27 protein-coding genes and 2 tRNA genes are annotated in these 26,357 nt (G+C 43.5%); 26 read left to right on the top strand and 3 right to left on the bottom strand.

Annotation, left to right across the window (positions count from 1 at the left end):
• Positions 1-2 precede the first annotated feature (2 nt).
• The 10 genes from yabN to MFMK1_RS01060 all read left to right on the top strand — a co-directional run bounded on the left by yabN (position 3) and on the right by MFMK1_RS01060 (position 7,639).
• Positions 3-1,454, top strand: a complete 1,452-nt coding sequence (gene yabN, locus MFMK1_RS01105; protein ID WP_366923343.1) for a bifunctional methyltransferase/pyrophosphohydrolase YabN — start codon at positions 3-5, stop codon at positions 1,452-1,454.
• A gap of 117 nt (positions 1,455-1,571) precedes the next feature.
• A complete protein-coding gene (locus MFMK1_RS01100; protein WP_366923342.1) occupies positions 1,572-1,844 on the top strand; it encodes an HU family DNA-binding protein in 273 nt (90 codons plus the stop codon).
• A 235-nt stretch (positions 1,845-2,079) separates the two neighbouring features.
• The gene (locus MFMK1_RS01095) at positions 2,080-3,069 is read left to right on the top strand and encodes a SpoIID/LytB domain-containing protein (protein WP_366923341.1); all 990 of its coding nucleotides are present in this window, start codon (positions 2,080-2,082) and stop codon (positions 3,067-3,069) included.
• A gap of 86 nt (positions 3,070-3,155) precedes the next feature.
• On the top strand, positions 3,156-3,422 hold the full coding sequence (gene yabP, locus MFMK1_RS01090; RefSeq protein ID WP_366923340.1) for a sporulation protein YabP: 267 nt from the start codon (positions 3,156-3,158) through the stop codon (positions 3,420-3,422).
• 38 nt (positions 3,423-3,460) lie between these two features.
• On the top strand, positions 3,461-3,970 hold the full coding sequence (yabQ, locus tag MFMK1_RS01085; protein ID WP_366923339.1) for a spore cortex biosynthesis protein YabQ: 510 nt from the start codon (positions 3,461-3,463) through the stop codon (positions 3,968-3,970).
• A 404-nt stretch (positions 3,971-4,374) separates the two neighbouring features.
• The gene (locus MFMK1_RS01080) at positions 4,375-5,214 is read left to right on the top strand and encodes an ABC transporter substrate-binding protein (RefSeq protein ID WP_366923338.1); all 840 of its coding nucleotides are present in this window, start codon (positions 4,375-4,377) and stop codon (positions 5,212-5,214) included.
• Positions 5,215-5,401: 187 nt separating this feature from the next.
• Positions 5,402-6,004, top strand: coding sequence for an amino acid ABC transporter permease (locus tag MFMK1_RS01075; protein ID WP_428846296.1), 603 nt, complete (start codon positions 5,402-5,404; stop codon positions 6,002-6,004).
• Between the two features lie 22 nt (positions 6,005-6,026).
• Positions 6,027-6,749, top strand: a complete 723-nt coding sequence (locus tag MFMK1_RS01070; RefSeq protein WP_366923337.1) for an amino acid ABC transporter ATP-binding protein — start codon at positions 6,027-6,029, stop codon at positions 6,747-6,749.
• A gap of 269 nt (positions 6,750-7,018) precedes the next feature.
• A complete protein-coding gene (locus MFMK1_RS01065) occupies positions 7,019-7,243 on the top strand; it encodes an RNA polymerase sigma factor (protein ID WP_366923336.1) in 225 nt (74 codons plus the stop codon).
• A complete protein-coding gene (locus MFMK1_RS01060) occupies positions 7,244-7,639 on the top strand; it encodes an FtsB family cell division protein (protein ID WP_366923335.1) in 396 nt (131 codons plus the stop codon). It abuts the gene before it with no gap.
• Positions 7,640-7,813: 174 nt separating this feature from the next.
• Here the strand turns inward: MFMK1_RS01060 and MFMK1_RS01055 are convergent, their stop codons facing one another.
• A complete protein-coding gene (locus tag MFMK1_RS01055; RefSeq protein ID WP_366922124.1) occupies positions 7,814-9,586 on the bottom strand; it encodes an IS1634 family transposase in 1,773 nt (590 codons plus the stop codon).
• A 339-nt stretch (positions 9,587-9,925) separates the two neighbouring features.
• On the opposite strand from MFMK1_RS01055, the gene MFMK1_RS01050 reads away from it, so the two are divergent.
• The gene (locus MFMK1_RS01050; protein WP_366923334.1) at positions 9,926-10,327 is read left to right on the top strand and encodes a S1 RNA-binding domain-containing protein; all 402 of its coding nucleotides are present in this window, start codon (positions 9,926-9,928) and stop codon (positions 10,325-10,327) included.
• Positions 10,328-10,373: 46 nt separating this feature from the next.
• Positions 10,374-11,261 carry a Ppx/GppA phosphatase family protein gene (locus MFMK1_RS01045; RefSeq protein ID WP_366923333.1) on the top strand — a complete coding sequence of 296 codons (888 nt, stop codon included), beginning with the start codon at positions 10,374-10,376 and terminating at the stop codon, positions 11,259-11,261.
• Here the strand turns inward: MFMK1_RS01045 and MFMK1_RS01040 are convergent.
• Together MFMK1_RS01040 and MFMK1_RS01035 are read right to left on the bottom strand one after the other, a co-directional pair.
• Positions 11,258-11,671: a hypothetical protein gene (locus MFMK1_RS01040; RefSeq protein WP_366923332.1), complete on the bottom strand. Its 414-nt coding sequence runs from the start codon at positions 11,669-11,671 to the stop codon at positions 11,258-11,260. The genes MFMK1_RS01045 and MFMK1_RS01040 overlap by 4 nt on opposite strands.
• 1 nt (position 11,672) lies before the next feature.
• The gene (locus MFMK1_RS01035; RefSeq protein ID WP_366923331.1) at positions 11,673-12,635 is read right to left on the bottom strand and encodes a L,D-transpeptidase family protein; all 963 of its coding nucleotides are present in this window, start codon (positions 12,633-12,635) and stop codon (positions 11,673-11,675) included.
• Positions 12,636-12,761: 126 nt separating this feature from the next.
• Between MFMK1_RS01035 and MFMK1_RS01030 the strand changes: the two genes are divergently transcribed.
• From MFMK1_RS01030 to MFMK1_RS00965, 14 genes are all read left to right on the top strand, one after another.
• A complete protein-coding gene (locus MFMK1_RS01030; RefSeq protein WP_366924845.1) occupies positions 12,762-13,433 on the top strand; it encodes a response regulator transcription factor in 672 nt (223 codons plus the stop codon).
• Entirely contained in the window at positions 13,430-14,845 is a 1,416-nt protein-coding gene (locus tag MFMK1_RS01025; protein WP_366923330.1) for a sensor histidine kinase, read from the top strand. Before MFMK1_RS01030 ends, MFMK1_RS01025 begins: the two co-directional genes overlap by 4 nt.
• A gap of 722 nt (positions 14,846-15,567) precedes the next feature.
• Complete coding sequence (locus MFMK1_RS01020; protein ID WP_366923329.1) at positions 15,568-16,008, top strand: DMT family transporter; 441 nt, start codon at positions 15,568-15,570, stop codon at positions 16,006-16,008.
• A gap of 65 nt (positions 16,009-16,073) precedes the next feature.
• A tRNA-Met gene (locus MFMK1_RS01015) sits at positions 16,074-16,149 on the top strand.
• 5 nt (positions 16,150-16,154) lie between these two features.
• A tRNA-Met gene (locus MFMK1_RS01010) sits at positions 16,155-16,231 on the top strand.
• A 154-nt stretch (positions 16,232-16,385) separates the two neighbouring features.
• Complete coding sequence (spoIIE, locus tag MFMK1_RS01005) at positions 16,386-18,839, top strand: stage II sporulation protein E (RefSeq protein WP_366923328.1); 2,454 nt, start codon at positions 16,386-16,388, stop codon at positions 18,837-18,839.
• Between the two features lie 222 nt (positions 18,840-19,061).
• On the top strand, positions 19,062-20,444 hold the full coding sequence (tilS, locus tag MFMK1_RS01000) for a tRNA lysidine(34) synthetase TilS (protein WP_366923327.1): 1,383 nt from the start codon (positions 19,062-19,064) through the stop codon (positions 20,442-20,444).
• 123 nt (positions 20,445-20,567) lie between these two features.
• Positions 20,568-22,493: an ATP-dependent zinc metalloprotease FtsH gene (gene ftsH, locus MFMK1_RS00995; protein WP_366923326.1), complete on the top strand. Its 1,926-nt coding sequence runs from the start codon at positions 20,568-20,570 to the stop codon at positions 22,491-22,493.
• Between the two features lie 16 nt (positions 22,494-22,509).
• Positions 22,510-22,959, top strand: a complete 450-nt coding sequence (gene ndk, locus MFMK1_RS00990) for a nucleoside-diphosphate kinase (protein WP_366923325.1) — start codon at positions 22,510-22,512, stop codon at positions 22,957-22,959.
• Between the two features lie 127 nt (positions 22,960-23,086).
• Positions 23,087-23,476, top strand: coding sequence for a thioesterase family protein (locus MFMK1_RS00985; RefSeq protein WP_366923324.1), 390 nt, complete (start codon positions 23,087-23,089; stop codon positions 23,474-23,476).
• A 15-nt stretch (positions 23,477-23,491) separates the two neighbouring features.
• Complete coding sequence (locus MFMK1_RS00980; protein ID WP_366923323.1) at positions 23,492-24,016, top strand: transcription repressor NadR; 525 nt, start codon at positions 23,492-23,494, stop codon at positions 24,014-24,016.
• 202 nt (positions 24,017-24,218) lie between these two features.
• Positions 24,219-24,419, top strand: a complete 201-nt coding sequence (locus MFMK1_RS00975; protein ID WP_366923322.1) for a hypothetical protein — start codon at positions 24,219-24,221, stop codon at positions 24,417-24,419.
• Position 24,420: 1 nt separating this feature from the next.
• The gene (locus tag MFMK1_RS00970) at positions 24,421-25,899 is read left to right on the top strand and encodes a sodium:solute symporter family protein (RefSeq protein ID WP_366923321.1); all 1,479 of its coding nucleotides are present in this window, start codon (positions 24,421-24,423) and stop codon (positions 25,897-25,899) included.
• A 155-nt stretch (positions 25,900-26,054) separates the two neighbouring features.
• Positions 26,055-26,348 carry a hypothetical protein gene (locus MFMK1_RS00965; RefSeq protein ID WP_366923320.1) on the top strand — a complete coding sequence of 98 codons (294 nt, stop codon included), beginning with the start codon at positions 26,055-26,057 and terminating at the stop codon, positions 26,346-26,348.
• Positions 26,349-26,357: the final 9 nt, after the last annotated feature.

Raw genomic sequence — 26,357 nt, 5'->3', positions numbered from 1 at the left:
ATATGATTGAGATTATTGGATTAGGGCCTGGTGGTCTTGGGCAGTTGCCGGTGGAAAATTTGGAACGATTACGTCAGGCGAAGAATTTATGGCTGCGTACCGGCAGGCACCCCGTAGCGGACGATTTATCCAGCCAGGGGGTAAATTATCAAACGTTCGATGAACTTTATCAACAGGCGGGGGAATTTGACGAACTTTATCACGAAATAGTTCAACAGCTAAAGGAAATGTCTCTCAAAGGGCCCATTACCTATGCAGTGCCCGGGCATCCGCTAATTGCTGAAAAGACGGTAAAAATGCTGTTTGCTGATGAGCAGGTGGAGATTCGTATCTATGCCGCTATGAGCTGTATAGATACTATCTTTGCAGCTATTGGTATCGATCCCGTGGATTCAGGGGGGGTAGCCATTGTTGATGCGTTAACACTGGACAATGCTGCTTTGCTGCCTTCGCGGTCGATGCTGCTGCTCCAGACTTACAACAGGCAGGTTTGCTCTGACCTAAAGTTAACCCTGATGGATAGCTATCCCGACGATACGCAGGTTTGCCTGATTAAGGCGGCAGGGGTATCCGGTCAGGAAAGGATATCATGGCTGCCCTTATATCAATTGGACAGGCAGTCATGGGTTGACCACTTGACCAGCGTCTATGTGCCGGCCGTGGGGGAGGAGCAGTCCTGTCTTACGCCGTTAGACCCATTGACAGAGATTATGAGTCAGCTGCGTAGTGACAATGGATGCCCGTGGGACAAAGAACAGAATCACCGGTCGCTAAGGCGCTATGTGATTGAAGAGGCCTATGAGGTAGCGGACGCCATCGATCTGGGTGATATGAATAAATTATGTGAGGAATTGGGAGACTTACTACTACAGGTTGTCTTCCATGCGCATATAGCAGAAGAGAATAGACAGTTTGATATGAATGATGTGATTAAGGAAATAGTTGCTAAAATGATACGCCGACATCCCCATGTGTTCGATAACATTGAAGTGCATGATGCCGGTGAAGTTATACATAACTGGGAAGAAATCAAGGCAAAGGAGCGGGAGGGCCTTGGGGATACAGGTATAATCAATGTCCCTATGGCAATGCCCAGCTTGATGTTGGCGGAAAAGGTGCAGTCTCAGGTTTCTAGGGTGGGGTTTGATTGGGACAAACCGCAGGAAGCGTTGAAAAAGGTGACGGAGGAAGTGAATGAACTTTTAGCAGTGATAGAAACTGGAAACATGGCAAGAATAAGGGAAGAAATGGGTGATATGCTCTTCGCAGCGGTAAACGTCAGCAGGTTGCTAAAACTCGAACCTGAGGAGGTGCTTAAGGAAGCGGTGGGTAAATTTATCCGGCGCTTTAGATATATGGAACAGGAAGTAAAACAGCAAAATGTATCGATGCGGGCACTGAGTTTGGACCAGTTGGAAGAGCTTTGGCAAAAATCTAAGCAAGAAATTGGGTAACATAGGGAATTTCCTAGAAAAACTTGGTTTTTTAGCAGGAATTCCCTGCAACATCTCGAATAACCAGTAAGGTAACTTTTATGGGGGTACCATGAAAAACGTTTAGGAGGGATTGCCTTGAACAAAACAGATTTAGTAAGCAGCGTTTCAGACAAAGCAGAAATCACAAAGAAGGACGCTGAAAAAGTTGTCGGTGCACTCTTGGATTCCATCAAAGACGCTTTGGCAGCTGGTGAAAAGGTGCAGTTAGTTGGATTTGGAACCTTTGAAGTGAGGGAACGAGCTGCCCGTACTGGTCGTAACCCCAAGACTGGGGAAGAAATTAAAATTGATGCTACTAAGGTGCCTGCGTTTAAAGCTGGTAAAGCTTTGAAAGACGCGGTTAACTAAATAGCGTATCACTGGAAAAGTCAGGTTCCTCAGGAACCTGGCTTTTTTGGTGCACCAGTCAGAAAGGATAATTTTTAGGAAGGACCTAGGCCCCAGAGCACATGCGAGGGTGGTGGGTTGGCAAGTATTATATGGCAAGCCAAATCTTCATTAATACTAAGTTAACATTTGCCATTCATTAAATTTCCTCCATAAGGAAAAAATAAGATAAAACCTGGTATTAGGAGGAAGAAGAATGTTAAAACGTCAGATTAAATTAGCTTTGTTAATTGTAGTAGGTGCAATGTTTATTATCACTGCCGTGGGGTGTCCGAATACTTCACAAAAACCCAATTTACCCAAAAATAAGCAACAAGATAACCAGCAGAAAAAACCGCAAGTCGCCGGCGGTAAAGAACCTAAAATCACTTTATTTATCAGCGAAACTGGTGAAAAGAAGGAATTGAAAATTGAAGAATATTTAAAGGGTGTGGTTGCAGCGGAAATGGACACTTCCTGGCCGGCGGAAGCATTGGCAGCACAAGCTATCCTTGCTCGCACGTTTACCATGAAAAAAATTCAGGAAGGCGGAGTCGAGAAGCGTGGCACGGATGCCTCTACTAGCGTAGAGGAGTTTCAGGCTTATGATGTCAAAAGAATTAATAGCCGGGTTGAGCAGGCGGTAAAGCAGACCCGGGGGGAAGTGGTTACCTATAAAGGTGATTATATAAACGGATGGTTTTTTGCTGATGCGGGTGGGGTAACTTCTGATTCGGCTGATGAAGGTTTGGCGTTTAGAAAAGAACCAGCACCATATATACATAGTGTGAAGGACCCTGGTTTTGCTATTACTGAGAAAGACAATAAAGCATGGACTGCGAGTTTCCCATTAAGTGAAGTACGGCAAGCGGTAAAGGAGAAAGCCGGCAAAGATCCGGGCGCGGTCAACACGGTGAAAATAACAAAGAAAGGTCCTTCGGGTAGAGCGACGGTTATAAAGCTAGGAAACACTACCGTAAGTGGACCGGCATTACGCTTAGCATTGGGCAGTACGGAGATGCGTTCCACCTTATTGGATAGCATCACTGTTCAGGGGAACAACCTAGTTGTTAAAGGTAAAGGATACGGACATGGTGTAGGAATGAGCCAATGGGGTGCTAGAGCACTAGCGGAAGAAGGTAAATCGCCTGAAGAAATTGTGAAGTATTTCTTCAAAGATGTTCAGGTCCAAAAGGTTTGGGAGTAGTGAAAGAGGCGCTTGCAAGCGCTTCTTTTTTTGTCATAAGGCCCACTTATCGGACATACATTTATCAAAAAAGGAGGCGAATACCCATGAGCCAAGGACACCAATTGACACTTACTGATAGAAAGGCATTATCGGTATCCGGGGTAAAGCATGTGGATAGTTTTGATGAGGGGAAAATAATGCTGAACACCAGTTTGGGGATTTTGGTCTTAAAAGGAGAAAGCCTTAATGTTAATCAGCTTAACCTTGATGAAGGAAAGGTTTCCATTACCGGAAATATCGGTAATATCCAGTACCTGGATGAGCACCAGGTAAAAAAAGGTAAGGGTATAATGCAAAAGCTGCTCAAGTAATGTCTATCCTAATAGATCTGAGCCGGGAGGTGGGATAGGTGGTTTCGGTGATCACCCAGGTGCAATATTTTCTTTGGACTGTAGCCATCGGCCTGGCAATAGCATTTGCATTTGATTTTTACCGTGCTCTGCGAGCAGAATTCAGGCCGCCGCGGTGGATTGGACACGCTGGGGATTTTACTTTCTGGGTATTGGCTACTATCATTGGCTATTTTGCGCTGCTAAAAATTAATTGGGGTGAGGTTCGTCTATATGTTCTTTTGGGTATAGGATTGGGTGCCCTGGTTTATTACGCTGTTGGCAGTCGTACCGTCTTTAAGCTATGGCTGCAAATTTTTGATATCTGCAGACGGATAATTTTTACCTCGTGGCGCATTGCTTTATTTCCTTTTAAAATCTTAAAAAGAATTCTTAAAATTCCCTTGGGCTTACTTACGCTATTGTTGTACAAACTTAATGGAATTATTAAAAAATTTACAAAATTATTAAGAGGATTAGCAACCGTACCAAAGCGTTTATGGCGTATTCTGAAAAAACGAAAATCTTGACTTTAACTGATATTTATTATATAATTCATATGGAAAATTGAGGGAAATTATTGTGAAGTAGGGTCCGGGAGTATTCGCAGGCACGAGCAGTTGTATGCCTTACCTCAGGCGGATAATTGTAAGTGTCCCTTTGACTTACGGGGAAACCGGAAGCTGAAAAACACAATGGGAGCTGGGATCTTTTCTGGGTCATGTGGGCCAGGAATAGACTATGTTTAAACATGGTTTAGGATGAGTCGTTTTGGCGAAATCCAGGTACTCTAACTCTCTACTTAGTAGAGGGTTATTGTGCCTGGATTTTTTATATCAAAAAAAGGAGGGATGCGCTAGCAGGGGGGTAGCGTGAAGCAGTTGGACAAGGGTTTAACTAACATAAACATTAAGAAAAGGGAGTGGAGATATAAATGTTTAAAAAACTTAGCATGTATTTGCTGATTAGCTTGATGATATTAAGCTTAGCGGCAGTAGTTGGATGCAGCAGCCAGACGGATAATGGTGCAGGGCCGGATAAGGAACAGGCAGAAAAGGAGCAGCCCAAAGAGGAAGCGAAACCGGAAAAAGAGGTAATTAGTTTTGCCGGATCCGGCGGATATCCGCCCTTTAACTTCGTCAACGAGAAAGATGAAGTGGTTGGTTTTGATGTGGACGTGGCCAATGAAATAGCCACAAGGTTAGGGATGGATATGAAGTATGTAACTACTGCTTGGGACGGAATTATTGAAGGGTTAAGAGCAAAAAGATATGATGGGATATTAGGTAGTATGGCAATTACTGAAGATAGGGAAAAGCAAGTAGACTTTTCCATTCCTTATTACTATTCTGGCGCCCAGTTAATAGTCATGAAGGATTCTGACATTAAAACCCCTGATGATTTGACGGCAGAATCTGTAATTGGTGTGGCTACCGGAACGACCTTTGCTGATGATGTGGAAAAGCTAGGGGCTCAAGCTCGGACCTACGAAGATGATTTCCAGACTTTGATGGAGCTCCAAAATGGCCGACTTGCTGGCGTGATTACTGACCGGGTGGTAGGATTAAACGCTATTAAGGAGATTAAAAACGGTGACCGACTTACGTTAGCTGGTAAGCTTTTACGCCAAGAGACCATGGGTATTGCATTCCATAGTGATGACGATGAATTAAGAGAAAAAGTGGATGCAATATTAGAAGAAATGCATCAAGACGGTACTTTAACTGAGATCAGTGCTAAGTGGTTTGATGGTGAAGATATTACTAAACAGTAACCTGACAAACAACAGGGATTAAGTTTACTATGCTTGATTGTGCATAGTGCTTCGGCGCTATGCATAATCTAATTTTTTATTCTTTTTCCCAAAAAAAGCCAGAGGAGTGAACGACTTGAATTGGAACTTGCCATATGATTTTTCCGTCGTTCCCGGGAAATTTCTTTTTTTCAAAGATGCTGCCTTAATGACTTTGGAAATTACTACTTTAGGGATATTAGTGGGTTTTATAATTGGACTAATAGTAGCTTTTGCGAAAATCTCACGGTTGAAAATTTTTAATGTTCCGGCCGCATCTTACATTTATATAATTAGAGGGACACCATTGCTGCTCCAGTTATTCGTTATCTATTACGGTTTAGCAAGCGTTATACGAATACCAGAAATACCTTCCGCCTTTATTGCATTGGGTATACATAATGGTGCTTATCTTGCAGAAATCCTGCGCGGAGCGATTCAATCCATTGACCGGGGTCAAATGGAAGCAGCACGCTCTTTAGGAATGACCCAGGCGAAGGCAATGCGGCGTATTATTCTACCTCAGGCCTTTAAAAGAGCAATCCCTCCTTTGGGTAATCAGTTTATTATCGCTACGAAGGATTCTTCTTTGGCTAGCACCATAGCCGTGCCGGAATTAATATTAAAGGCCAGGCAGATAGGGTCGTCAACATTCCTTTACATGGAGATGCTGGTTACAGTAGCCATTTGGTACTTACTAATGACTACCACATTGACTATTATCGTTAATAAAATAGAGAATCGCCTTAAAGTAAGCGAATACCAGGATTAATAAGGATGGGGGTATTATTGCTTTGATAAAAATTGAAGGAGTAAATAAGTGGTTTGGTAACCTGCATGTCCTCAAGGGGATTGACTTGGAAATCAAAGAGAGAGAAGTAGTGGTGATCATCGGAGCCAGTGGTTCGGGGAAAAGCACGCTTCTCCGCTGTATAAACTTTTTAGAGAAGGCACAGAAGGGGGATATCTATATAGACGGTGAGAAAATGATATCCCAGCCTAAAGTGGTAAACCGATTGCGTCAAGAGGTCGGTATGGTTTTTCAACACTTCAATCTTTTCCCGCATATGACCGTGCTTCAAAATGTAATTGAAGGGCCGACTCAGGTAAAAGGGATGCCAAAGGGTCAGGCAACCGAGCTGGGAAAAGACCTGCTTGAGAAAGTAGGTCTATCTGATAAACTGGATACTTACCCTGCCATGCTTTCCGGTGGACAGAAACAGAGGGTGGCAATTGCCAGGGCGCTGGCTATGCAGCCCAAGGTTATGCTTTTTGACGAACCTACTTCGGCACTGGACCCTGAACTTGTGGGAGAGGTGTTGGTGGTGATGGAGCACTTGGCAAAAGAGGGGATGACTATGGTGGTAGTCACCCATGAAATGTGGTTCGCAAAGGAAGCGGCGGATCGCGTAATTTATATGGACGATGGGAAAATTGTTGAGCAGGGGAAACCGGACGATATTTTTTCAGCACCAAAGAATGAACGGACCCAGGCGTTCTTAAGTCAAATCTTATAAAATAAGTTTTGTCATTGTTTTGTAGCTCTCTGATTTTAATTGGAGGGGCTATTTTTTTTTGCCATCGTACGCAATCCGGTTACTTTATTTTTAGTGGGCGAAATGAGACGGGGCTTCCTAATGGCGTTAGAGCCAGTTGATAGGGCAAAGTTTTCTTTCTGAAAATTACCAGTAGTAGCAGGAATATTAAATCAGGCAGAGAAATAGAAATATGTAGCAAAAATATCCACAGTATGTAGATAACTTGTGGACAACCTTGGGGATAGCCGATGAAGATCGAAATACGTGGTGTGGAGAAGTTAAGCTTTCGGGAGCGGCAGGTAGTTGCACTAAAAGAGATGGGGAAATCCAGTGAGGAGATAGCCAAACAGTTGAAGCTATCTGCAAGCTCGGTTGCTACGCTCTTACATAGGGCCCGTACTAAGGGGTATCAAGTGGTAATTGTGCTCCCGGGTGATGCTTTGGGAATATTTGGGGAAGAGGAGGAAGTGTAAGTGGAAGCGCCTAATTTATACTCCCAAGAAACCTATAGGGTCCCGGAGGTCAGCCGTACACCAAAGAAACGGTGGAGGTTTCGATGGAAACCGGGGTCAATAATACTGCTTGCTGTGCTAGGGTATGTCATGTTTTCTTTTGGTCAAGTATATTACCAAATTCATCGCTTGACTTTACAGAAGGAGGAGCTTAAGCAGCAGTTAAACCAGTTGAAGGTGGAAAATGGAAACTTGCATGAAAAGGCTTATCTGGTTCAAACAGACGCTTATATAGAAAGATTGGCCAGGGAGGACTTCGGTATGGTAAAACCCGGTGAGACGGTAATGGTTCCTGCTTATCCTGGTGAAGTAAAGGTTTTAAAGGAAACGGAGAGAAATGCGGATATTCGAGACTAATAATTCCTGGCTGGTGACTAGATGTATGTCTTACGCGAACATTATTGACACGTGCTCCTGCCTAGTCTATAACCTGAGTTTTACAGCAAAAACGATTAAAAAAACCCGTTGCCCCAGTATTACCAAGGGCTAGCGGGTTTTGTATTTTGTCAAAAACTTGTAGTGTATTGACACTTATTTTTTGTATTGCAAAATTTTTTTGATCGCTGCCTGAGACATAATCTTTTTACTTAAGTCAAAGCCAAAGACAGACTCAATGGATTCTATTACATCATCTCGATAATCAAACAGGTAATAGTTTTGTTCCAAATAGGAGCAGGAATAGCTAATCAAAGAATTGCGAATCTGCTTCACAGTATGTTTTTTCTCTAGCATCTGTTCAAGAACCCGCATGATTACGAGTGCTACAAAACATACCAGAAAATGTGCTTCTACATGTGCATCTTTTTTTACATATACAGGTCTCGCCTTGAATTCACTCTTGATTACTTTAAAGGATTCTTCGATTTCCCAAAGTCCCTTGTAAATATCACGAATTTCTCTATCTGATAAATGCTTTTCACTGGTAACAATGGAATAGTATCCATCATATTTTTCTTCCTTCTGAATTCTTGCTTCATTCAGGGAAAGAACAAGCCCGTCAGGTATTTCACCTGTTTGTTTTAAGAATTTGATATTGCTTACATAGCCGGCAGCTCCAATGCTGGTAGCTCTTGTATATTTTCCGGGTTTGGCAATCAGTTCCTTTGCCTTCGCAATAGCCTTATCTCTGTCTTTTTTCTGTTTTTTGGCGTATTTATCGGAATAGTAGACCATCTGTTTCTGAAATATTTCCATCTTTTGGGCACGCTTGCCATCTGTTCCCTTTAACTGTATTTTCTTTGCATGAATGCGGAATTTGTGCTTAAAAAAGACGGTATTTCCATCCTTATCTTCTTCTTTGTCTATTAAATAATCTTCCTGATTTAATACCCATTCTTTAAATTCTTTGTCAGCACCGAGAACACTCTGTCCATAAACATAGCCGTCATTACCTGCCATGTCATCATGGTTCTTTCCCGAAAGAAAAGTGGTATTATCACTAGTGTTAAGCCCCCTGTCTGCTACAACGATAATACGTTCCAAGGCGAAATCTCTCTTTACACGGCGAATTGTTGGAAGTAGAGAGAGTTTTTCACTTTCGCCACCAGAAAAAGTATTGAAGGCCATGGGGATTCCATTAGTATCCATCAGGAGTCCCATTTGAATGATGGGATCTTTACGGTGCTCTTTAGATGGGCCACGTTTTTTTTGACCCTTTTTAATCATATTCCCGTCTTCATCGTATTCATCTTCATCCTCATAAGGGATCTCGAAGTAGTAGTTGGTGACATCATAATATCCAAGCTGGTTATCTCTTGCTATAAGTTCCGATATTCTACTATGGAGATGCCGTTGGATCTCATTTGAATATCCGGCAAAGTAATCCAGAGCACGGTAAATGTCAGCCAGTGAAAAGTCAAAGGATTCAAAGAAATAATCCTTGGTTTCAAAGGCGTGTCTTTTTGATGAAGGAAATAAAAAGCGGTTGAAAATGAGCAGACTGAATATGCTGTTTAGGTTATAATCTACGATTAAATGCCTTTGCTTGTTCTGGAAATATTCTCTAAGACCAAGTAGAGAGTATACTGATTTTGGCACAGTATAACCAAGATTTTTGCGCAATGCTGCTTGATCCGGAAGCTTAGCTAACAGGTCAAGTTCTAGTTTTTTTTGCGGAACTTCGTTCTTGGTACGTTCCTTTGCAACCCGCTTGAAATGTGCAATAGGATCAGGATATTCCTTTTCCAGATCTTCAAGATAGCCAAGTTTCTCAACTGTTTTTTGTTTTACCTTTCCATTCTGTCTATAACCTTGGACAAAAGACAAATAGACCTTACCATTACTGATACTTTTCTTTACATACATAAATTCACCTCTAATCCCATAATATCACAATACACGACGATATACAACATATAAATGCATAAAGATTGACAAAAGAAAAGCCCGACTTCTCGGGCTTCAGAGCGGTTTTTTATATGTAGTTGGTGTAAAACAACGGAAACCCGGTGAGACGGTAATGGTTCCTGCTTATCCTGGTGAAGTAAAGGTTTTAAAGGAAACGGAGAGAAATGCGGATATTCGAGACTAATAATTCCTGGCTGGTGACTAGATGTATGTCTTACGCGAACATTATTGACACGTGCTCCTGCCTAGTCTATAATGAGGTTAATGTTAATTACGATAGGAGGAGTATTTTTTCGTATGTCCATCGCTGTAGGTAACATTCTTGAAGGGGTAGTGACAGGAATAACTAAGTTTGGTGCATTTGTGGAGCTGCCCGGTGGGGTTACAGGTCTAGTTCATATTTCCGAAGTGGCAGATGCGTATGTTAAGGATGTAAAGGATTATGTAAAAGAGAGCGAAAAGGTTACTGTCAAGGTTATTAATATTGATGATAGTGGCAAGATTGGGTTATCCATTAAACAGGCGAAGCCTGATTACAAGCCGCATAACAAAAACAGGAATAATTCTAAGAAGCGTATTAAGCCTAGCTTTAGCTTTGAAGATAAATTAGCTAAGTTTATGAAGGAAAGTGATGAAAGACAGCAAGATTTGAAAAAGAATACTGATGCCAAGCGCGGTGGCGGTAAAGGAAGAATTTAAAGCACCTTATACAGGTGCTTTTATTTTTTAAAACAGAGGTGACATTATGTCTATTCATGCAGCGGTGGATTTAGGCACCAACTCCGTAAGGGTTCTGTTGGCAAAAAGGGACCGCGACAATCTAGTGCGCCTGCATACGTATCAAAAGATTACTCGCATTGGGGAAGAACTTAAAAATACTGGTGTTCTTCAGAATAATGCCAAGCGGCGTACTTTAAATGCCCTAAAAGAGTGCAGCAAATTACTGGAAAGATTTCAACCAGTTTCAGTGGATGCGGTAGCTACTAGTGCTATAAGGGATGCTGTTGATGGAGCTGCGTTCTTAAAACAAATTAAAGATAAAATTGGTCTTGAGTTTCAAGTGATTTCTGGAAATGAAGAAGCGAGGCTATCTTTTATCGGAGCAGTGGGTGGCTTGCCAGGAGTGATCAAAAACCAGGCGATTGTAATTGATATAGGGGGAGGCAGTACTGAATTATCCTATTTATCAAACGGGGCACAAGTCGCAAGCAGCCATCAATTGGGAGCGGTCAGATGCACGGAGCATTGCACCTCGCCAGTAGAGATGATGCAGGAGTTAGGTCCTACCTTGGCGGAAATCGCTGCTATGGGTGACAAGAAAGTATTAGTTGGAGTGGGTGGTACTGTCACTACTTTGGTAGCTATTAAAAAAGGATTGGCTCAGTACGACCCGGATAAAGTACATGGGAGTAAACTTTCAATTGATGAAATCAGATGGATATTTGATCATTTGGCTTTACTGCCCCTACCCGAGAGGAAACTGGTGAAGGGGCTGCAGCCGGAACGAGCAGATATCATCATAGCAGGCATACGTATTTTAATGCTAATTATGGATCAACTAGAAGTAGAAGAGATTATAGTGAGTGAAGCGGATTTGCTATATGGGTTAATTTATAGGCAAACAACTATTTAATCATCCTTATGTTCGTGTTCAGGTGCATATGCGAAGCTTGCTTTGCCGTTATGCACCTTTTCAAATTTTCTCACTGCCTCCTGAAGATCCTCTTTGTGAACATAGGTGTCAGCATTAAGGCGATGGTATCGATCTAATGCAGCAAGGTAAGCCTTAGCCGTATAATCGGCTTCGGCTTCTGCAATCCAATTGATTTTTTCTAAAGATTTATGTTGGATATCGGTTTCCAGGGCAGCTAAGGCAAAATCTTCATCCCGCGAAACTACGGTGCATTCCTCATCCTTAATTTGAAGATTGAAATGGGTACCGTATTCGGCAATACCGTAAAGCTGGCCCAAATAACGATAATATTCTTCAAAGCTTCCTTCTTTTTTTAGTTTTCCCAGCAGGTTTTCAGGTGTTAAAGTCATCTTATTGCCCCTTTGCCATAATTAAGTCGTAAGTCTTTGGGTCTACTTCGCCGGTGATGGGCAAATTATTAAATGCTTGGAAATATGAGACGGCAATAGTAGTGGAAGTGCCATAAATTCCATCCGCCAGCCCTGCTAGAAAACGCTGTTTCTTTAGAGCTTCCTGCACAAAAACTATTAATTGGCCGGAACTTTTTGGCTTAAAAGTCCGAGAAATTTTGTTTGGTGGTTTTAAATTAGAATTAACTATTTTTACCGGTGTACCGATGGCCACCCAGGGAAAGAGGGTTTCCACATCGCGATTTAACATCCGAATGCAGCCATGGGATGCATAGCGGCCAATAGACCAAGGCTTATTAGTCCCGTGAATACCAAAAATTCCCCAGGGTACATTTAAACCATTCCAACGGGTACCAAATCCACCGCCCCATGCACCCTTACTTACAATTTTAAATTCACCGTGGGGCGTAGGGGTTTCTTGCTTGCCAACCGCAATGGGAAAAGAATGAAACGGTTTTCCTTTGGAAAAAACGGTTAACCTTTGTTTGGTTACCTCTATTAGCATTTGCACAGGGTGTTCCGGTTTGCCTAAACTTTGATTAGTAGACGAAGGCGAAGTGGATGCATCTTTCCCTAACTGAGCCCAAGTTAGAGGGCCGACTTCCGTGGTAGGAGACAGGTTATTGGCGGTCTTGAATTTTCGTATTATTTCTGCGGTTCTCTTATCATATATACCGTTCTGTGGTGAATTGTATTTTAACTCCACTAGGCGCTGCTGCAGTTCTAAAATATCCTCTCCGGTCATGGGCGGGTCTGTATAAAGAAGTGTTCTGGTGATATCAGTACACCCTTTATTGGCATAATGATTGGTAACTACTGGACTTGCTTCAACAGACGCTATACCGTAAAATATAAGCATAAACGCAAATAGTATAACAAGGCAGTAATGAGCATTCTTAGACAATGGGGTTCCCTCCATTTTAGCTACAATTTTAACGCATTTATAATTTTTCCAATTGGGGGCTTGTTATACTGAAAAATTTAGCCAGCGGAGAGGTGCTTTGGTGTGGGTGACGAAAAGACACAGGTAATGGTTGTGGACGATGACGATAACATCAGGGAAATCATAAAGCTATATCTTGAAAAAGAGGGATATATGGTTTGTATGGCCGAAAATGGTGATGCAGCCGTTCATCTATTCAAGAGCATACCGATTGATATCGTGGTTCTGGATATCATGATGCCGGAAATGGATGGTTGGGATACTTGCAAAGAGATAAGAAAAATTAGTGATGTGCCTATTCTGATGTTATCTGCCAAAGGGGAAAGTTTCGATAGAATTCTCGGTTTAGAATTGGGGGCGGATGATTACTTGGTAAAGCCCTTTGAACCAAAAGAATTATTGGCTCGTATTAAAGCAGTTCTCCGCCGCTATCAACCACAACAATTAAAACAAAAAAGGCTGCTTACCTTTCCCAATCTGGTCATTGACCTAGAGGAATATGTCGTTAGATTAAATGGGGAAACCATCGAACTGGCGCCAAAAGAAATTGAACTGCTTTACCTTCTAGCAACCAATGTAAATCAGGTGTTTACTAGAGAGCAGCTGATAGAGAAAGTATGGGATTATGATTACTTAGGCGATTCGCGCACGATAGATGTGCATGTAAAAAGGCTGCGCAGTAAATTAGAAAAGGGTGAACAAATCTGGAGCATTAAGACCGTTTGGGGTGTTGGCTATAAATTTGAGGTGAAGCAATGAAAGCCTTTCGCAGTATTTTTGGCAAGTTAATGACCACATATTTGGTGGTCATTTTAATTACTGTGCTGGTTTTAGGGATATTATTTTCTCAATTGTTTCAAAATTTTTATCTGCACGAAAGGAAGCAGGCCTTGTTGGAAGCGGGCCAGCGAATTAACAGTATATTGCTGAACTACCGGCAGGGTCAGATAAGTTGGGATCAGGTTAGCTATGTAATACATGGTATAGATAGGTCTATGAATGCCGAAATATGGCTGGTGGATTCTGAGGGGAGGGTTTATTTGGATTCTAGACCTGGGGAAGAACAGTGGTTTAGCAACCATTTGGGTGCGGAAGATATGGCCCGGGTATTGCGAGCTAATGTTGTTACACGGACCGGCTTTTTTGGCAACCGATTTGATGTTGCGGTTATATCAGTAGGTATTCCATTATTTTTGGAAGACGAGGTGGCGGGGGCGATATTCTTACACTCGCCCATTTACGGCATCGAAAGTACGCTGCAGCAGGTAAACCGGCTTATTCTTATCGCGGCCATAATTACTAGTATTTTTGCTGTACTAATCGGCTATTTTATGTCCAGACGTATTTCGTCTCCTCTTCAAGAGATAAGCCATGCAGCTTTGCAGATGGCGGATGGCGATTTCAATAAACAGGTAACGGTAAATAGTGAAGATGAGATTGGTCGCTTAGCAGAAAGTTTTAATTATATGGCTCAACAACTACAGCAGTTAGAAGATATGCGGCGCGAATTTATTGCGAATGTATCCCACGAATTGCGTTCGCCGCTCACTTCTATTAAAGGTTTTGTCAGCGGTATGCTGGATGGCACCATTAACGGCTCAGACCAGCACCGCTATTTACAGATTGTCAGCAGTGAAACTAACCGGCTCAGCCGCCTGGTTAATGACCTTCTTGATTTAGCGAGGATTGAAGCGGGCAAGGTAGAATTATCATGGCAGCGGGTTGAACTCAATCGGCTGCTAAGAGGGGTAATTTTAAAATTTATCCCGCGGGTTGAAGAAAAACAATTAGAAGTGAGCTTAGATACAAAGGAAGACGAAGTATGGGTCACCACTGATCCTGATCGTCTGGAGCAAATTATAGTTAATTTATTGGACAACGCTCTACGATTTACTCCTTCAGGGAAAAGTATTACCGTTGCAGTTGAAAGCAAAGCTGAAAAAATATTAATAAGTGTGGAAGATGAGGGAACTGGTATACCGCCGGAACAACTGAAGGACATTTGGGAAAGGTTTCATAAAGCGGATAAAGCCCGTACCCGGTCTAAGGGTGGCACGGGGTTGGGTCTGGCCATTGTAAAAAAACTTGTGCAAGCAATGGATGAAACTATTACGGTAGAAAGTGAACAGGGTCAGGGCAGCAGATTTACGTTTACCGTCAGCAAGAGTTAATTTTACATATGCATAGGAAATTATGGGTTGTGGATAATTTACTATACATGGGGGTTGTTAAGGGGGCTTGCCCCCTTATGTTAAATGCAGGAGGGTCATAGCGAAGCGACCTAGGGAACCAGGGGTTCCCTGGGTAAGAACAAAAGCATTACCTTTAAGTGCCGAAAGGCATGAAATGCTTTTGTTCCATGATAATGTTTAAATCTATTTTACACTTTATTCATAGATTATTCACAATTGACGTTTATAATGTATTTAACACAGTGGTGTGTGTTATGTGGCAGGAAGTACAAGCAAAAAATCGTTAATGGTGCCCTAGGGCACCATTATTTTTTTGATGTATAGGAAATTATGGGTTGTGGATAATTTCCTATACATGGGGGTTGTTAAGGGGGCATGCCCCCTTATGTTAAATGCAGGAGGGTCTACCCGCAAGGGGCATGCCAAAACTCTACAGCAACAAGTTGCTAAGAGTTTTGCAACAGCAAAGCGATCTAGGGCGAGTGGCGTCACGGATAAGTGACGCCAAGGGGTTCCCTGGGTAAGAATATAGAGAGACTTGGCAACTTGTTGCCTAGTCTCTCTTAATGCCCTTGGGTGCAAAAGCATTACCTTTTGAGGCCGAAGGCATGAAATGCTTTTGTTCTTTGTTTAAGGTGGTGCCCTTTGGTTATACTACGGAGGTATTGTTTTTTAATAGCCTAGTTAAAAGGGGTATACGGATGACTACAAATTTGTTCGCTCTTCTTCTCGCCGCAACTGCCGGGGTTGCTATGGCTGTACAGGGGTCCATAAATTCCGTATTAGGTAAAGTGGTGGGGCGTATGGAAGCAACCCTAATAGTGCATGTACTGGCTACAATAGTGGTTGGTCTTATTCTGCTTTTTCGGTTTGGAAACGGTGATTTCTCTAAGATACCTGAAGCACCGTGGTACGTGTATCTGGGCGGACTGATAAATGTCCTAATTATTTATGGTGTTATAGCGGCAATACCGAGGGTAGGTGTGGCCCCGGCAACTACTGCTATCATTGTGGGACAGGTGTCTACTGCGCTTCTTATTGATCATTTTGGTATGTTTGGGTTAGAAAGGATTTGCTTCAGTTGGTGGAAAGGTGCTGGATTGGTATTACTTGCTATAGGTACCAAATTGATGCTTAACTGACGGAAATAAGCAGGCACAGACCCTTGACAATAGGATGGAAATACGGCATACTTTATAAGGTACGGTGCGGGGTGGAGCAGTTGGCAGCTCGTCGGGCTCATAACCCGGAGGTCATAGGTTCGAATCCTATCCCCGCAACCAAAGATGGCGGTGTAGCTCAGCTGGTGAGAGCATACGGTTCATACCCGTAGAGTCGTAGGTTCGAGTCCTACCACCGCTACCAGATAACCGCAGTGTTGCGGCAAATGGATAAACCTCGCATTTTAATGCGAGGTTTTCGTGTTTTTGTCGGAAATTACATCTGTGCTACCGCCTGTCCCCGACAAAGATTGCAAGGGGCTTGTACTATAATGATTTAGTAAAGGTGGTGGCATAAAATGTATAATCAAAGCGATGTCTATCCTTATCGCAGTGAATATAAGAAGAAAAAAATAAAGCGGGAGTCAAAAGCAAATAATAGTACTAGAAATTTTAAGAATTATATTGGAGGGAAGCTGGGACCAATACTGGTGAAACAATGTCAAAGCATAGTTGCAAGCTTTTCCTGGCAAGGGGTTCTGATTGCTTTCACAGCATTTTTTTTAGGTCGGGCGGTAATATTAAAAGAGCTGATGCCTTTTGGGCCGGCTTTTTTAATTGCCATAATTGCTGTACAGAGGAAACATCTTCCTCTGGCGTTGACGGCTATTGGAGCTGGGGTGTTCACTACTTTAAGTGGTTTGGCCATGTGGGAACATTTTTTTGTGCTGGTGCTGCTTGCTACCGTCGGTGTGCTTTATCCGATCAATTACGAACGAAGGTGGCTGATAATTTCGCTGGTGGTGTTTGTTACAACCATTCTGGGCAAAGGAGTTCTGGCAATATTTTTTCAGCCTACTTTATATCAGTGGGTAGCTGTGTTTTTTGAAGCTACTTTTGCCGCAGCCATGGGTGTGGCATTTACGCTGATAATCAATGCTTTAAGTAATAAGGGTTTACGCGCCTTATCACCGGAAGAGACATTATGCCTGGTTATCTTGTTTGTGGGCGTACTAAGCGGCATGGAGGATATTACCTTGGGGTACTTCTCACTGCAGCGTTTGGCTGCCAATTGGGTAACCATGTTGGTAGCATTGGGCGGAGGACCGGGCGCAGGAGCCGCTGCCGGAACTTTAATGGGGGTAGTGCCTAGTATCACTAAAATCATGGCACCTTCTCTTGTGGGTGCATATGCATTGGGTGGTCTGCTAGCTGGTATTTTCAACGATTATGGGAAGGTTGGAACGGTTGGCGGATATATTTTGGGTAATATGATTTTGTCAGTATATCTTTTGGGTCAGGTTGACGCTGTGATAAGATTTGCAGAAATACTTGCCGCTTCCCTGCTGTTATTGGCGGTACCGGGGTGGCATAAGCACTTAAGAGGATTATTTAAGGCAAATGATGACATGGAAATACACACCCAATTAGCTGGCATCAGTGGAAAGAAAGTAAAGGATTTGTCGCGGGTGTTTGCTGAACTGGCCAGGAGTTTTAATGAAACTGCCAGCACGACCCAAGAACATAGTTTGGATGATGACATGGCTAATATTATGAATTTGATTGCCCAAAAGGTATGTCATCAGTGCCCGATGACTAAAAAATGTTGGGATAACGATGTTTACCGCACTTATAAAAATCTGATCCGATTGTTTACCCTGGCGGAGAATAGCGGGCGGGTAACCAAGAAAGATATTTCAGCGCACATAAATGGCCGCTGCACTCGTTCGGGAGAGATCGCCACAGCAGTTAACTTTATGGTGGAGACATACCAGGTGGATCGATTTTGGCGGAAAAGATTGGAAGAAAGTAAAGGGGTAGTCGCGCTGCAGCTTAACGGTGTTGCCGAAGTAATGCAAAAACTGGTGGATTCGCTCCTTTTAGAAGTTGAAAAACGCGGAGATTTAGAAGCTGTATTGGCTCGGGAACTTAGCACCATAGGAATTACTCCTTACGAACTAATTGTTTTTAGAAGGGGTAGGAAGGATTTAGAAGTTAATTTAAAACATAAGCCCTGTGGTGGAATTGATACATGTTACGCCAAAATACTGCCGGTGGTAACTAGAATAGTAGGCAGACCATATGATGTGGATAAACGGGTATGTCCGATACATTCCGGTGCTGTGAATTGCCATCTAAGATTAATTCCTTCCTGGACATATCATTTAGAAACCGGTGTGGCCCAAACGGCAAAGAAGGGCAGCGCTATCTGCGGTGACAAGGTAGCGACATTTAATTTACCAGAAGGGAAAGCAGCGTTGCTAATTAGTGACGGTATGGGTGTTGGTCCCAAGGCAGCCAGGGAGAGTAACGTTACGGTTAATTTGCTGCATAAACTTCTGGAGACGGGGTTTTCTACAGATGTTGCTGTGAAGACGGCAAATTCAATTATGACCATGCGTTCGGTGGATGACAGCTTTACCACCCTGGACTTGGTAATGATAGACCTTTATTCCGGAGAAGCTGAATTTGTAAAAATAGGTGCAGCACCTAGTTGGATTAAGAGAGGACACCGGGTTGAAGCTGTTTCCCGCGGCAATTTGCCCATGGGGATATTTCAAACCATCGAAGTGGAGAGTCTGACTATGACGCTGCAGCTGGGGGACATACTGGTGATGGCTTCGGACGGCATTCTTGACCAGCAAGAAGGTGAACGTGGTTTGCTCAATGTTTTAAACCAAATACAAAGCGATGACCCTCAGCATATAGCAGACCAATTATTGGCATTCGGCTTGAAACATAATCAAGGTCAAGCGGCGGATGACATGACGATCTTAGTAGCCAGGATGGACCGAAATTTGCCTCAAATGTAATAGGTGAATATACAGGTCGGTTGTTTTGGGCGGGGTATACGGTAACACATTAGGTTTTGCCGAAATACTTAAACTTCAAGTACAACAGCTTGAAGTTTTATTTTGTTTTAAATGGGGAAAGATATGAGGAAACAGTGTAAAAAACCGTAAGGGGGCAGGAATGACTAGTTTTTTGACGAAATATAGACAGACTGCCGTTTTATGGGAAGAAAAGGTTAAAGTATGCTTGATAAGGTAAAAGACTTTATTAAAAAACAGAATATGTTGCAGCTGGGAGATAAAATCTTGGCAGCGGTATCCGGTGGGCCGGATTCTATTGCATTACTTGATATTTTGACTAAGTTGCAGGGAGATTATCAATGCAGCTTGCATGTAGCTCATCTGAACCATATGTTTCGTGGGGAAGAAAGCCTGGCGGATGCTTTTTTTGTGCAGGAATATGCGAGCTCTTTAGGTATTTGTGTCACATATGCTTCGGCGGATATACCGGCACTTTTGGAAGATGGGGGGTCTTCCCAAGAAGTGGCCAGAATTGTTCGTTATCGATATCTCCGAAGAGTGGCCAAACTTTTTGACTGTAATAAGATAGCATTGGGGCATCATCGTAATGACCAGGCGGAAACCTTACTACATAATTTGTTGCGAGGGAGCGGCCCGGAGGGGTTGGCAGGTATGCTGCCTCAGCATAATGATCTTATTAGGCCCCTGCTGGCGGTTGACCGAAACGAAATTGAAACTTATTGTAGTGAACAGGGTCTTTCCTGGCGGAATGACCCCAGTAATAAAAAGTCAGTTTACCGTCGTAATAAGATTAGAAACGAATTGATACCTTATTTAGAAGAATATAATCCTCAGTTGGTAAATATTCTTTCACAAACAGCGGAAATTTTTCAGGCAGAAAATAATTATTTGGAGGAAGTTGTTTGGCAAAAGTATACACAGCTGTGTGACAAAAAAAATGAGACGCTGTCTTTTAACACGGGTGAATTGAACTCCCTCCACCCTGCATTGGCCAGTCGGGTATTGCGCTTAGCTGCCCGTAAGTTAAGCGGCAGAGCCTTGGATTACCTCCAAGTGCGGCGTATACTTGAATTTAGCCTAAGTGGCCAATCTGGGAAGATGCTGGAACTACCCGGGGGAGTAATTCTCGAAATAAGTTATCACAGATTAATATTGCGGAAGAAAAGTAAACCAAGTAGGGTTGAGCGCTACAGGTATCCATTGCCGCTGACTGGCACAGTAATTTTGAAGGAAGCAGGTTTGGCGATAAAGGTTAGGGAAATAAGTACTGTTCAAACTTATGATAGTGGGGATTTGCTAGTGGTTTTGGATAAGGGAAAGGTCGCCCTGCCTCTAACGCTGAGAAACCGACTGCCGGGAGACCGTATCTATCCCCTTGGTGCACCGGGAGAGAAAAAATTAAAAGATTTTTTTATTGACAAAAAAGTTAGGGTTGATAAACGGGATAATATTCCCCTGCTGGTAGATGCTAAAAATGAAATTATTTGGGTAGTTGGGTATGCTATCAACAATAGGGTGCGGGTGACAGAGAGGAGTAAAAACTTGTTAGAATTACAGGCGGTAAATATAGGAGATGAATGTTAGTTAAGACTTTTAGCTACTTTTGGTGTCACAAATGAATAAGTTGTCTAGTTTGAAAATAGGATTAAACTGTGATACAATACCGCATTATATTATATAAGGAAGCTTGCGGGAGGAGGGTATTGATTGAGAGGCATTTTTAAAAACCTGGCAATATACTTGCTGATTGTTTTAATTGCTATATCCATTATTAAATGGACTACGCCTGAGCAGCAGGAAGCGGAAGCTTGGAATTATTCACAAATATATAAAGCCGTTCAGCAGGGGCAGGTGGAATCAGCGGACATAATTGTTGAGCGGGATGTCTACCGGATAAAAGGTGTTAAAAAGGATGGTACGGAATTTTCGGCAAAGACTGTGCAAGACCAGCAACTGTTGGCTTTAATGCGTGAGAAAGGGGTGGCTGTTAATACCAGTCCTGCGCCAGAACCCCCTTGGTGGACCAGTTTATTAGGCACTTTTCTGCCTATCTTATTATTGGTTGGCCTGATTTTCTTTATGATGCAGCAAACTCAGGGTGGCGGCAGTAAAGTGATGCAGTTTGGTAAGAGCAAGGCCAAACTGCATACTGAAGAAAAGAAACGAGTAACTTTTGCTGATGTTGCCGGTGCTGATGAAGTTAAAGAAGAGTTAGAAGAAGTAATAGAGTTTTTAAAAAGTCCCAAGAAGTTTAATGATTTAGGCGCACGGATACCCAAAGGGGTGCTCCTTTATGGACCCCCGGGAACGGGAAAAACCCTGTTAGCAAGGGCCGTGGCGGGTGAAGCGGGAGTGCCGTTTTTCTCTATCAGCGGATCAGACTTTGTGGAAATGTTTGTGGGTGTTGGTGCATCTAGGGTAAGGGATTTGTTTGAACAAGCAAAAAAGAGTGCCCCATGTATTGTTTTTATCGATGAGATTGATGCGGTTGGTAGGCAACGGGGTGCGGGATTAGGCGGCGGTCATGATGAGCGTGAGCAGACATTGAACCAACTTTTGGTGGAGATGGACGGCTTTGCTGCTAATGAGGGCATCATTATCATTGCTGCCACTAACCGCCCGGATATTTTAGACCCGGCACTTTTGCGTCCGGGACGTTTTGACCGCCAGATTACGGTGGATGTTCCGGATGTGACAGGCCGGGAAGCGATTTTGGGCGTCCATGTTAAGGGTAAGCCAATGAAGGAAGATGTAAGTCTCGGAGTGCTGGCTAGACGCACGCCCGGGTTTACCGGTGCAGATTTAGCTAACCTAGTTAATGAAGGGGCATTATTATCTGCCCGTAAAGGCGATACGACAATTAGCATGGAATCCCTAGAGGATTCAGTTGAGAGAGTAATTGCCGGCCCGGAGAAGAAATCTCGGGTTATCAGTGATTATGAACGCAGATTAGTGGCCTATCACGAAGCAGGCCACGCATTGATCGGGCACTACCTGCCGCATACTGATCCGCTGCATAAGGTGTCTATTATTCCCAGAGGGCGTGCGGGTGGATATACACTGCTGCTGCCCAAGGAAGATCGGCGTTATATGACCAAATCGCAAATAATGGATCAGGTGACCATGCTTTTGGGTGGTCGTGTTGCTGAAGCGCTGGTGCTTAAAGAAGTAAGTACCGGAGCGCAGAATGATTTGGAGCGGGCCACCGAATTGGTACGCAAGATGATTACAGAATTTGGTATGTCCGATGCACTGGGCCCGCTGACTTTTGGCAGAAAGCAGGAACAGGTATTTCTTGGCCGGGACATATCCCGTGATCGCAACTACAGTGAAGCGGTAGCCTTTTCGATAGATAAGGAAGCAAGAAAGATTATGGATGAGCGTTATAATCAGGCCAAGCAGCTATTAATGGACAACATGAAGGCACTGCACTTGGTCGCCGAGAACCTCATGCAAAAAGAAACGCTGGAGGCAGATGATTTCCAGCAGTTGCTGGAAAATTTGGATGGGGATTCCGTCACCAAGGGAGATCAAGAAGATAATAGCAGCGACTGGGAGGATGATGGAGTTGGCGAACGCCCCCGACCTCCTATTGGCGGGCCGGACACGGTCATAACATTTAAATTTAAATAATTGGAGGGGAACCTTTATGGAACAGACATACGTAATGATTAAACCCGATGGCGTACAACGAAATTTGGTGGGGGATGTTATCGGTAGGTTTGAAAAAAAAGGGTACAAGCTTGTAGCGATAAAATTATTACTATTAACCGAAGAGCAAGCTAAGGAACATTATCGTGAACATGTTGGCAAACCATTTTTCCCCGGCTTGCTGGGATACATCACCTCGGGTCCTGTGGTGGCCATGGTATGGGCAGGGAAAGATGTGGTGAGCGCTGCCCGAAAGATGATGGGTAAAACCAATCCTTTGGAAGCGGAACCTGGTACCATCCGAGGCGATTATGGGTTAGATATCGGACGCAATGTAATACACGGCGCTGACTCTGTGGAAAGTGCTCAAAGAGAAATCGCCATTTACTTTAAGGAAGATGAAAGCACCTCTTACGAAAAGACGATAGAAGAGTGGCAATACGAGTAAGGCGCGCCCGGGAATGAATCCCGGGCTCTTTCTTGATGTATATGAGATTATCGGCTGTGGATAATTTTCTATACATGGGGGTTGGTGTGGTGTAAGGGGCATTTAAAAATCAAGTGGAGGGGTCATAATGAGTAAATTAAAGGTAGGCTTGGCCGGCGAAGCCGGAGAAACGGTGACCAGAGATAAGACTGCTCAGGCATATGGAAGCGGCCAGATAGAGGTCTATGCGACCCCCGCAATGATTGGTCTTATGGAAAATGCTGCTTTAAGTGCGGTTGATCACTTGCTGGATGAGGGAAAGACTACGGTCGGCATCTCTATTTCCGTGAAGCACCTGGCCGCTACACCTGTGGGATTCCCTGTCAAGGCAAAAGCTAGTCTAAAAGAGATTGATGGCGGACGACTGGTCTTTGCTGTTGATGCTTATGACAGTAATAAAAAAATTGGTACAGGAGAACATCAACGGTTCATAGTGGAAACAGAAAGGTTTTTAAATAAGGCAAAGAGTTTAGAGTAAAGGGGGTGGACGCAGTTGAATGCCGCTAAACGGAGGGAAAAAATTGTTCAATCTTTAAGCGAGACGCAAAGGCCTATTACTGGAGGAGACTTAGCAGAAAGTTTTGCGGTGAGCCGGCAGGTGGTTGTCCAGGACATAGCTATTCTTCGTGCGCAAGGGTTTGAGATACTTGCTACCCCACAGGGCTATATCTATCTCTCTCCCGCATCAAACCAACTCTTACAGCGCACATTTGCATGTCAACACGATTTAGAACGTACCCAGGAAGAACTAAATATTTTCGTTGACTGCGGTGGGACTGTGGTAGATGTTATTGTCGAGCATGCTATCTATGGGCAGATATCCGGTTCTTTAATGTTAAAGTCGCGGGACGATGTAGAAAACTTTTGCAATAAAATAGAACAAAGCGGGGCGGCACTTCTTTCATCATTAACTGAGGGTGTCCATCTGCATACCATCAGATCAGAGGAAGAAAGCGTGTTTGACCGCATAGAAAGGAAGCTGGAAAAAACTGGCCTGCGCCTATTAAATGAACAATAGCGTCGATTTTCTTCTGACGTTAGTATTATGCTCAAAGATCATTTCGGTCTTGTCAACGGGAAGGGGCTCTGCTATAATAGTGCTTAATAGAGGGGCGCCTTTTTTTTGCTCGGAGGTGTAAAGACAGCTGGATACTCACGGTGCTCATTATAAATAAGGGATTTCGGGGATAACTAAAATCAAAGGAAATGGGGGAATGGCAGTGGTAGAAAATAAACATAAGCAAAAACATATAAGAGGGTGGACGCTCTTTTTCCTCGCTTTAGTTATTCTGGGGTACGTGGTTCCGTTCACTCTTTTGACATCGGTGGCTAAAGTATATGGTGCATTTTTGTTTTGGGCTGCTTTTGCCATAGTGGCCGTTATAGCAGTGGGAATATTAACTGCAGGTTGGAGGGACTGATATGAGTCAGACACATATTTATACTGCTTTAGCTATCTATATTGTATTAGGAACAATTGTAGCATTTGTCTCTCGTCAAGGAATGGGTAAGTCTATGACTGATTATTTTTTGGCCGGCAGGACGTTAGGTGGCTTTGTCGGGGCATTGACCTATAGTGCCACTACTTATAGCGCTTTCATGATGGTGGGTTTAGCAGGCCTCACTTTCACCGGCGGTGTAGGGGCGATGGGGTTTGAACTGATATATTTATCTGGGCTGGTACTGGTGGCGTTTTTTGGGCCGCGTTTTTGGCTAGTGGGGAAAAAGTATAACTACGTTACGCCGGCGGAAATGTTAGGGCACCGCTATGACAGCAGGACTCTTGCCTTAGTTGCCGCGGTGGCGTACAGCATCTTTCTAATACCCTACAGCGCTGTTCAGTTAATGGGGGTAGGCTACCTGGTTACGGGCATGTCCGGCGGCAGCATCTCTTTCATGACCGGGGTAATATTGGCTACGATTCTTGCTATTATCTGGGCGTGGATTGCCGGGCTTCGTTCAGTCGCATGGACGGACTCGCTGCAATCACTTTTAATGATTATCGCTTCATTGGTGGTTGTTTACACGGTGGTTTATAAAGGGCTAGGAGGATTTGGCTCTCTGGCCAACACCCTAGAAAATGACTATCCCCAGTGGTTAGTGGTACCGGGGCCCGGTTTATTCTCGTTTAAAACCTTTTTGGGATTAAGTCTGCCGTGGTTTTTCTTCAGCATTAGTAATCCTCAGGTAAGTCAGCGCTTATTTGTGCCTAAATCCATGAAAAGCATGCGGTTGACGGTTATGGGATTTTTGGGGTTTGGCCTCATCTATACACTGGTTTCTATAATATGGGGTTTTAGTGCCAAGGTGCTTCTGCCCAATTTAGAAAACGCCGACTTGGCTACACCGACTTTGCTGGCGCTGCCTATTGTCCCTAAAGCATTAGCGCTGGTAGTAATGGTGGGTATTACCGCCGCTGCGATATCTACTATTGACTCAATTTTGCTGACATTATCATCGGTATTGTCCAGGGATGTTTACGGCAATTTAAGGAAAGATACTTCTGAAGCCAAACAACTGAGGTTTGGCAAGCTCGCGATACCGTTCATTGCCGTTTTGGCCCTTCTCTTTGCCAGATTAAAGCTAGGGCTGATTGCGGTATTGTCTGTAGCTTCTTCTGCTGGACTTCTGGTTACGGTACCGGCTATTTTTGGTGCCTTCTTTTGGAAACGGGGTACGGCAGCAGGGGCCATCACCTCGATTTTAGGCGGTGGAGCGGTCAGTATTTTTCTTCAGTTTAGCGGGTTTAAGCCATTGGGGCACTGGCCCGGGGTATGGGCACTGTTAGTTGCGACAACACTTTACTACTTGGTAAGTTATCTAACACAACCACCCGAACAGGTAGCGGAGGAATTTTTAGGGTACCTAAGCAAGGAGTTGAAGGAAAAGGGTGTTGTTTAAAGGGAAAAAGAGCTCAATAGGCATTAAATAATTAAGGTAAGCCCCGGAAGGGGCTTTTTTTTGCATGACAAGTTAGAGTTTACAATATAATAAAGGGTGAGAGGGGGGAGAAAGGTGGGGAGATAATATTCACCATCTGCTTGGATACTGATGATATGCGTTTAGCGGATTTCATCGCTGCCAGACTGCAAAAAACAATAAGTAAAGCAGATGCTTTTTTTGCCGCTCAAACAAGTGCAGATAGTCAGGCTGAGGTGGTCTGCAGGATAATTAATCAGACGCGGCTAAGGCTGTGGCAGGTGCTGGAACAAGCGGAATTAGATGCTAAGAGTGTAAATGTAAACATAGTAGAGACATACCTCGAGGGTAGGTTATCCCTTGATTCCTCGATGAAGGAGCTATCACATTTTCTAAAGTGCCGCCTGATTGAGGTAACTCCTATTAGTTAGCAGTACTGG

Source organism: Metallumcola ferriviriculae, from assembly GCF_035573695.1.
Classification (GTDB): Bacteria; Bacillota; JADQBR01; order JADQBR01; family JADQBR01; genus Metallumcola; species Metallumcola ferriviriculae.
The sequence above is the reverse complement of the archived record's forward strand: the minus strand, read 5'-3'. Positions and strand labels throughout refer to the sequence as shown.

Excerpts from the sequence above, each read along its gene's own strand:
- yabN (WP_366923343.1), top strand. The coding sequence starts at position 3 with ATGATTGAGATTATTGGATTAGGGCCTGGTGGTCTTGGGCAGTTGCCG.
- MFMK1_RS01095 (WP_366923341.1), top strand. The coding sequence starts at position 2,080 with ATGTTAAAACGTCAGATTAAATTAGCTTTGTTAATTGTAGTAGGTGCA.
- yabP (WP_366923340.1), top strand. The coding sequence starts at position 3,156 with ATGAGCCAAGGACACCAATTGACACTTACTGATAGAAAGGCATTATCG.
- MFMK1_RS01080 (WP_366923338.1), top strand. The coding sequence starts at position 4,375 with ATGTTTAAAAAACTTAGCATGTATTTGCTGATTAGCTTGATGATATTA.
- MFMK1_RS01075 (WP_428846296.1), top strand. The coding sequence starts at position 5,402 with ATGACTTTGGAAATTACTACTTTAGGGATATTAGTGGGTTTTATAATT.
- MFMK1_RS01065 (WP_366923336.1), top strand. The coding sequence starts at position 7,019 with ATGAAGATCGAAATACGTGGTGTGGAGAAGTTAAGCTTTCGGGAGCGG.
- MFMK1_RS01055 (WP_366922124.1), bottom strand. The coding sequence starts at position 9,586 with ATGTATGTAAAGAAAAGTATCAGTAATGGTAAGGTCTATTTGTCTTTT.
- MFMK1_RS01050 (WP_366923334.1), top strand. The coding sequence starts at position 9,926 with ATGTCCATCGCTGTAGGTAACATTCTTGAAGGGGTAGTGACAGGAATA.
- MFMK1_RS01045 (WP_366923333.1), top strand. The coding sequence starts at position 10,374 with ATGTCTATTCATGCAGCGGTGGATTTAGGCACCAACTCCGTAAGGGTT.
- MFMK1_RS01040 (WP_366923332.1), bottom strand. The coding sequence starts at position 11,671 with ATGACTTTAACACCTGAAAACCTGCTGGGAAAACTAAAAAAAGAAGGA.
- MFMK1_RS01030 (WP_366924845.1), top strand. The coding sequence starts at position 12,762 with ATGGTTGTGGACGATGACGATAACATCAGGGAAATCATAAAGCTATAT.
- MFMK1_RS01025 (WP_366923330.1), top strand. The coding sequence starts at position 13,430 with ATGAAAGCCTTTCGCAGTATTTTTGGCAAGTTAATGACCACATATTTG.
- MFMK1_RS01020 (WP_366923329.1), top strand. The coding sequence starts at position 15,568 with ATGACTACAAATTTGTTCGCTCTTCTTCTCGCCGCAACTGCCGGGGTT.
- spoIIE (WP_366923328.1), top strand. The coding sequence starts at position 16,386 with ATGTATAATCAAAGCGATGTCTATCCTTATCGCAGTGAATATAAGAAG.
- tilS (WP_366923327.1), top strand. The coding sequence starts at position 19,062 with ATGCTTGATAAGGTAAAAGACTTTATTAAAAAACAGAATATGTTGCAG.
- ndk (WP_366923325.1), top strand. The coding sequence starts at position 22,510 with ATGGAACAGACATACGTAATGATTAAACCCGATGGCGTACAACGAAAT.
- MFMK1_RS00985 (WP_366923324.1), top strand. The coding sequence starts at position 23,087 with ATGAGTAAATTAAAGGTAGGCTTGGCCGGCGAAGCCGGAGAAACGGTG.
- MFMK1_RS00970 (WP_366923321.1), top strand. The coding sequence starts at position 24,421 with ATGAGTCAGACACATATTTATACTGCTTTAGCTATCTATATTGTATTA.
- MFMK1_RS00965 (WP_366923320.1), top strand. The coding sequence starts at position 26,055 with ATGCGTTTAGCGGATTTCATCGCTGCCAGACTGCAAAAAACAATAAGT.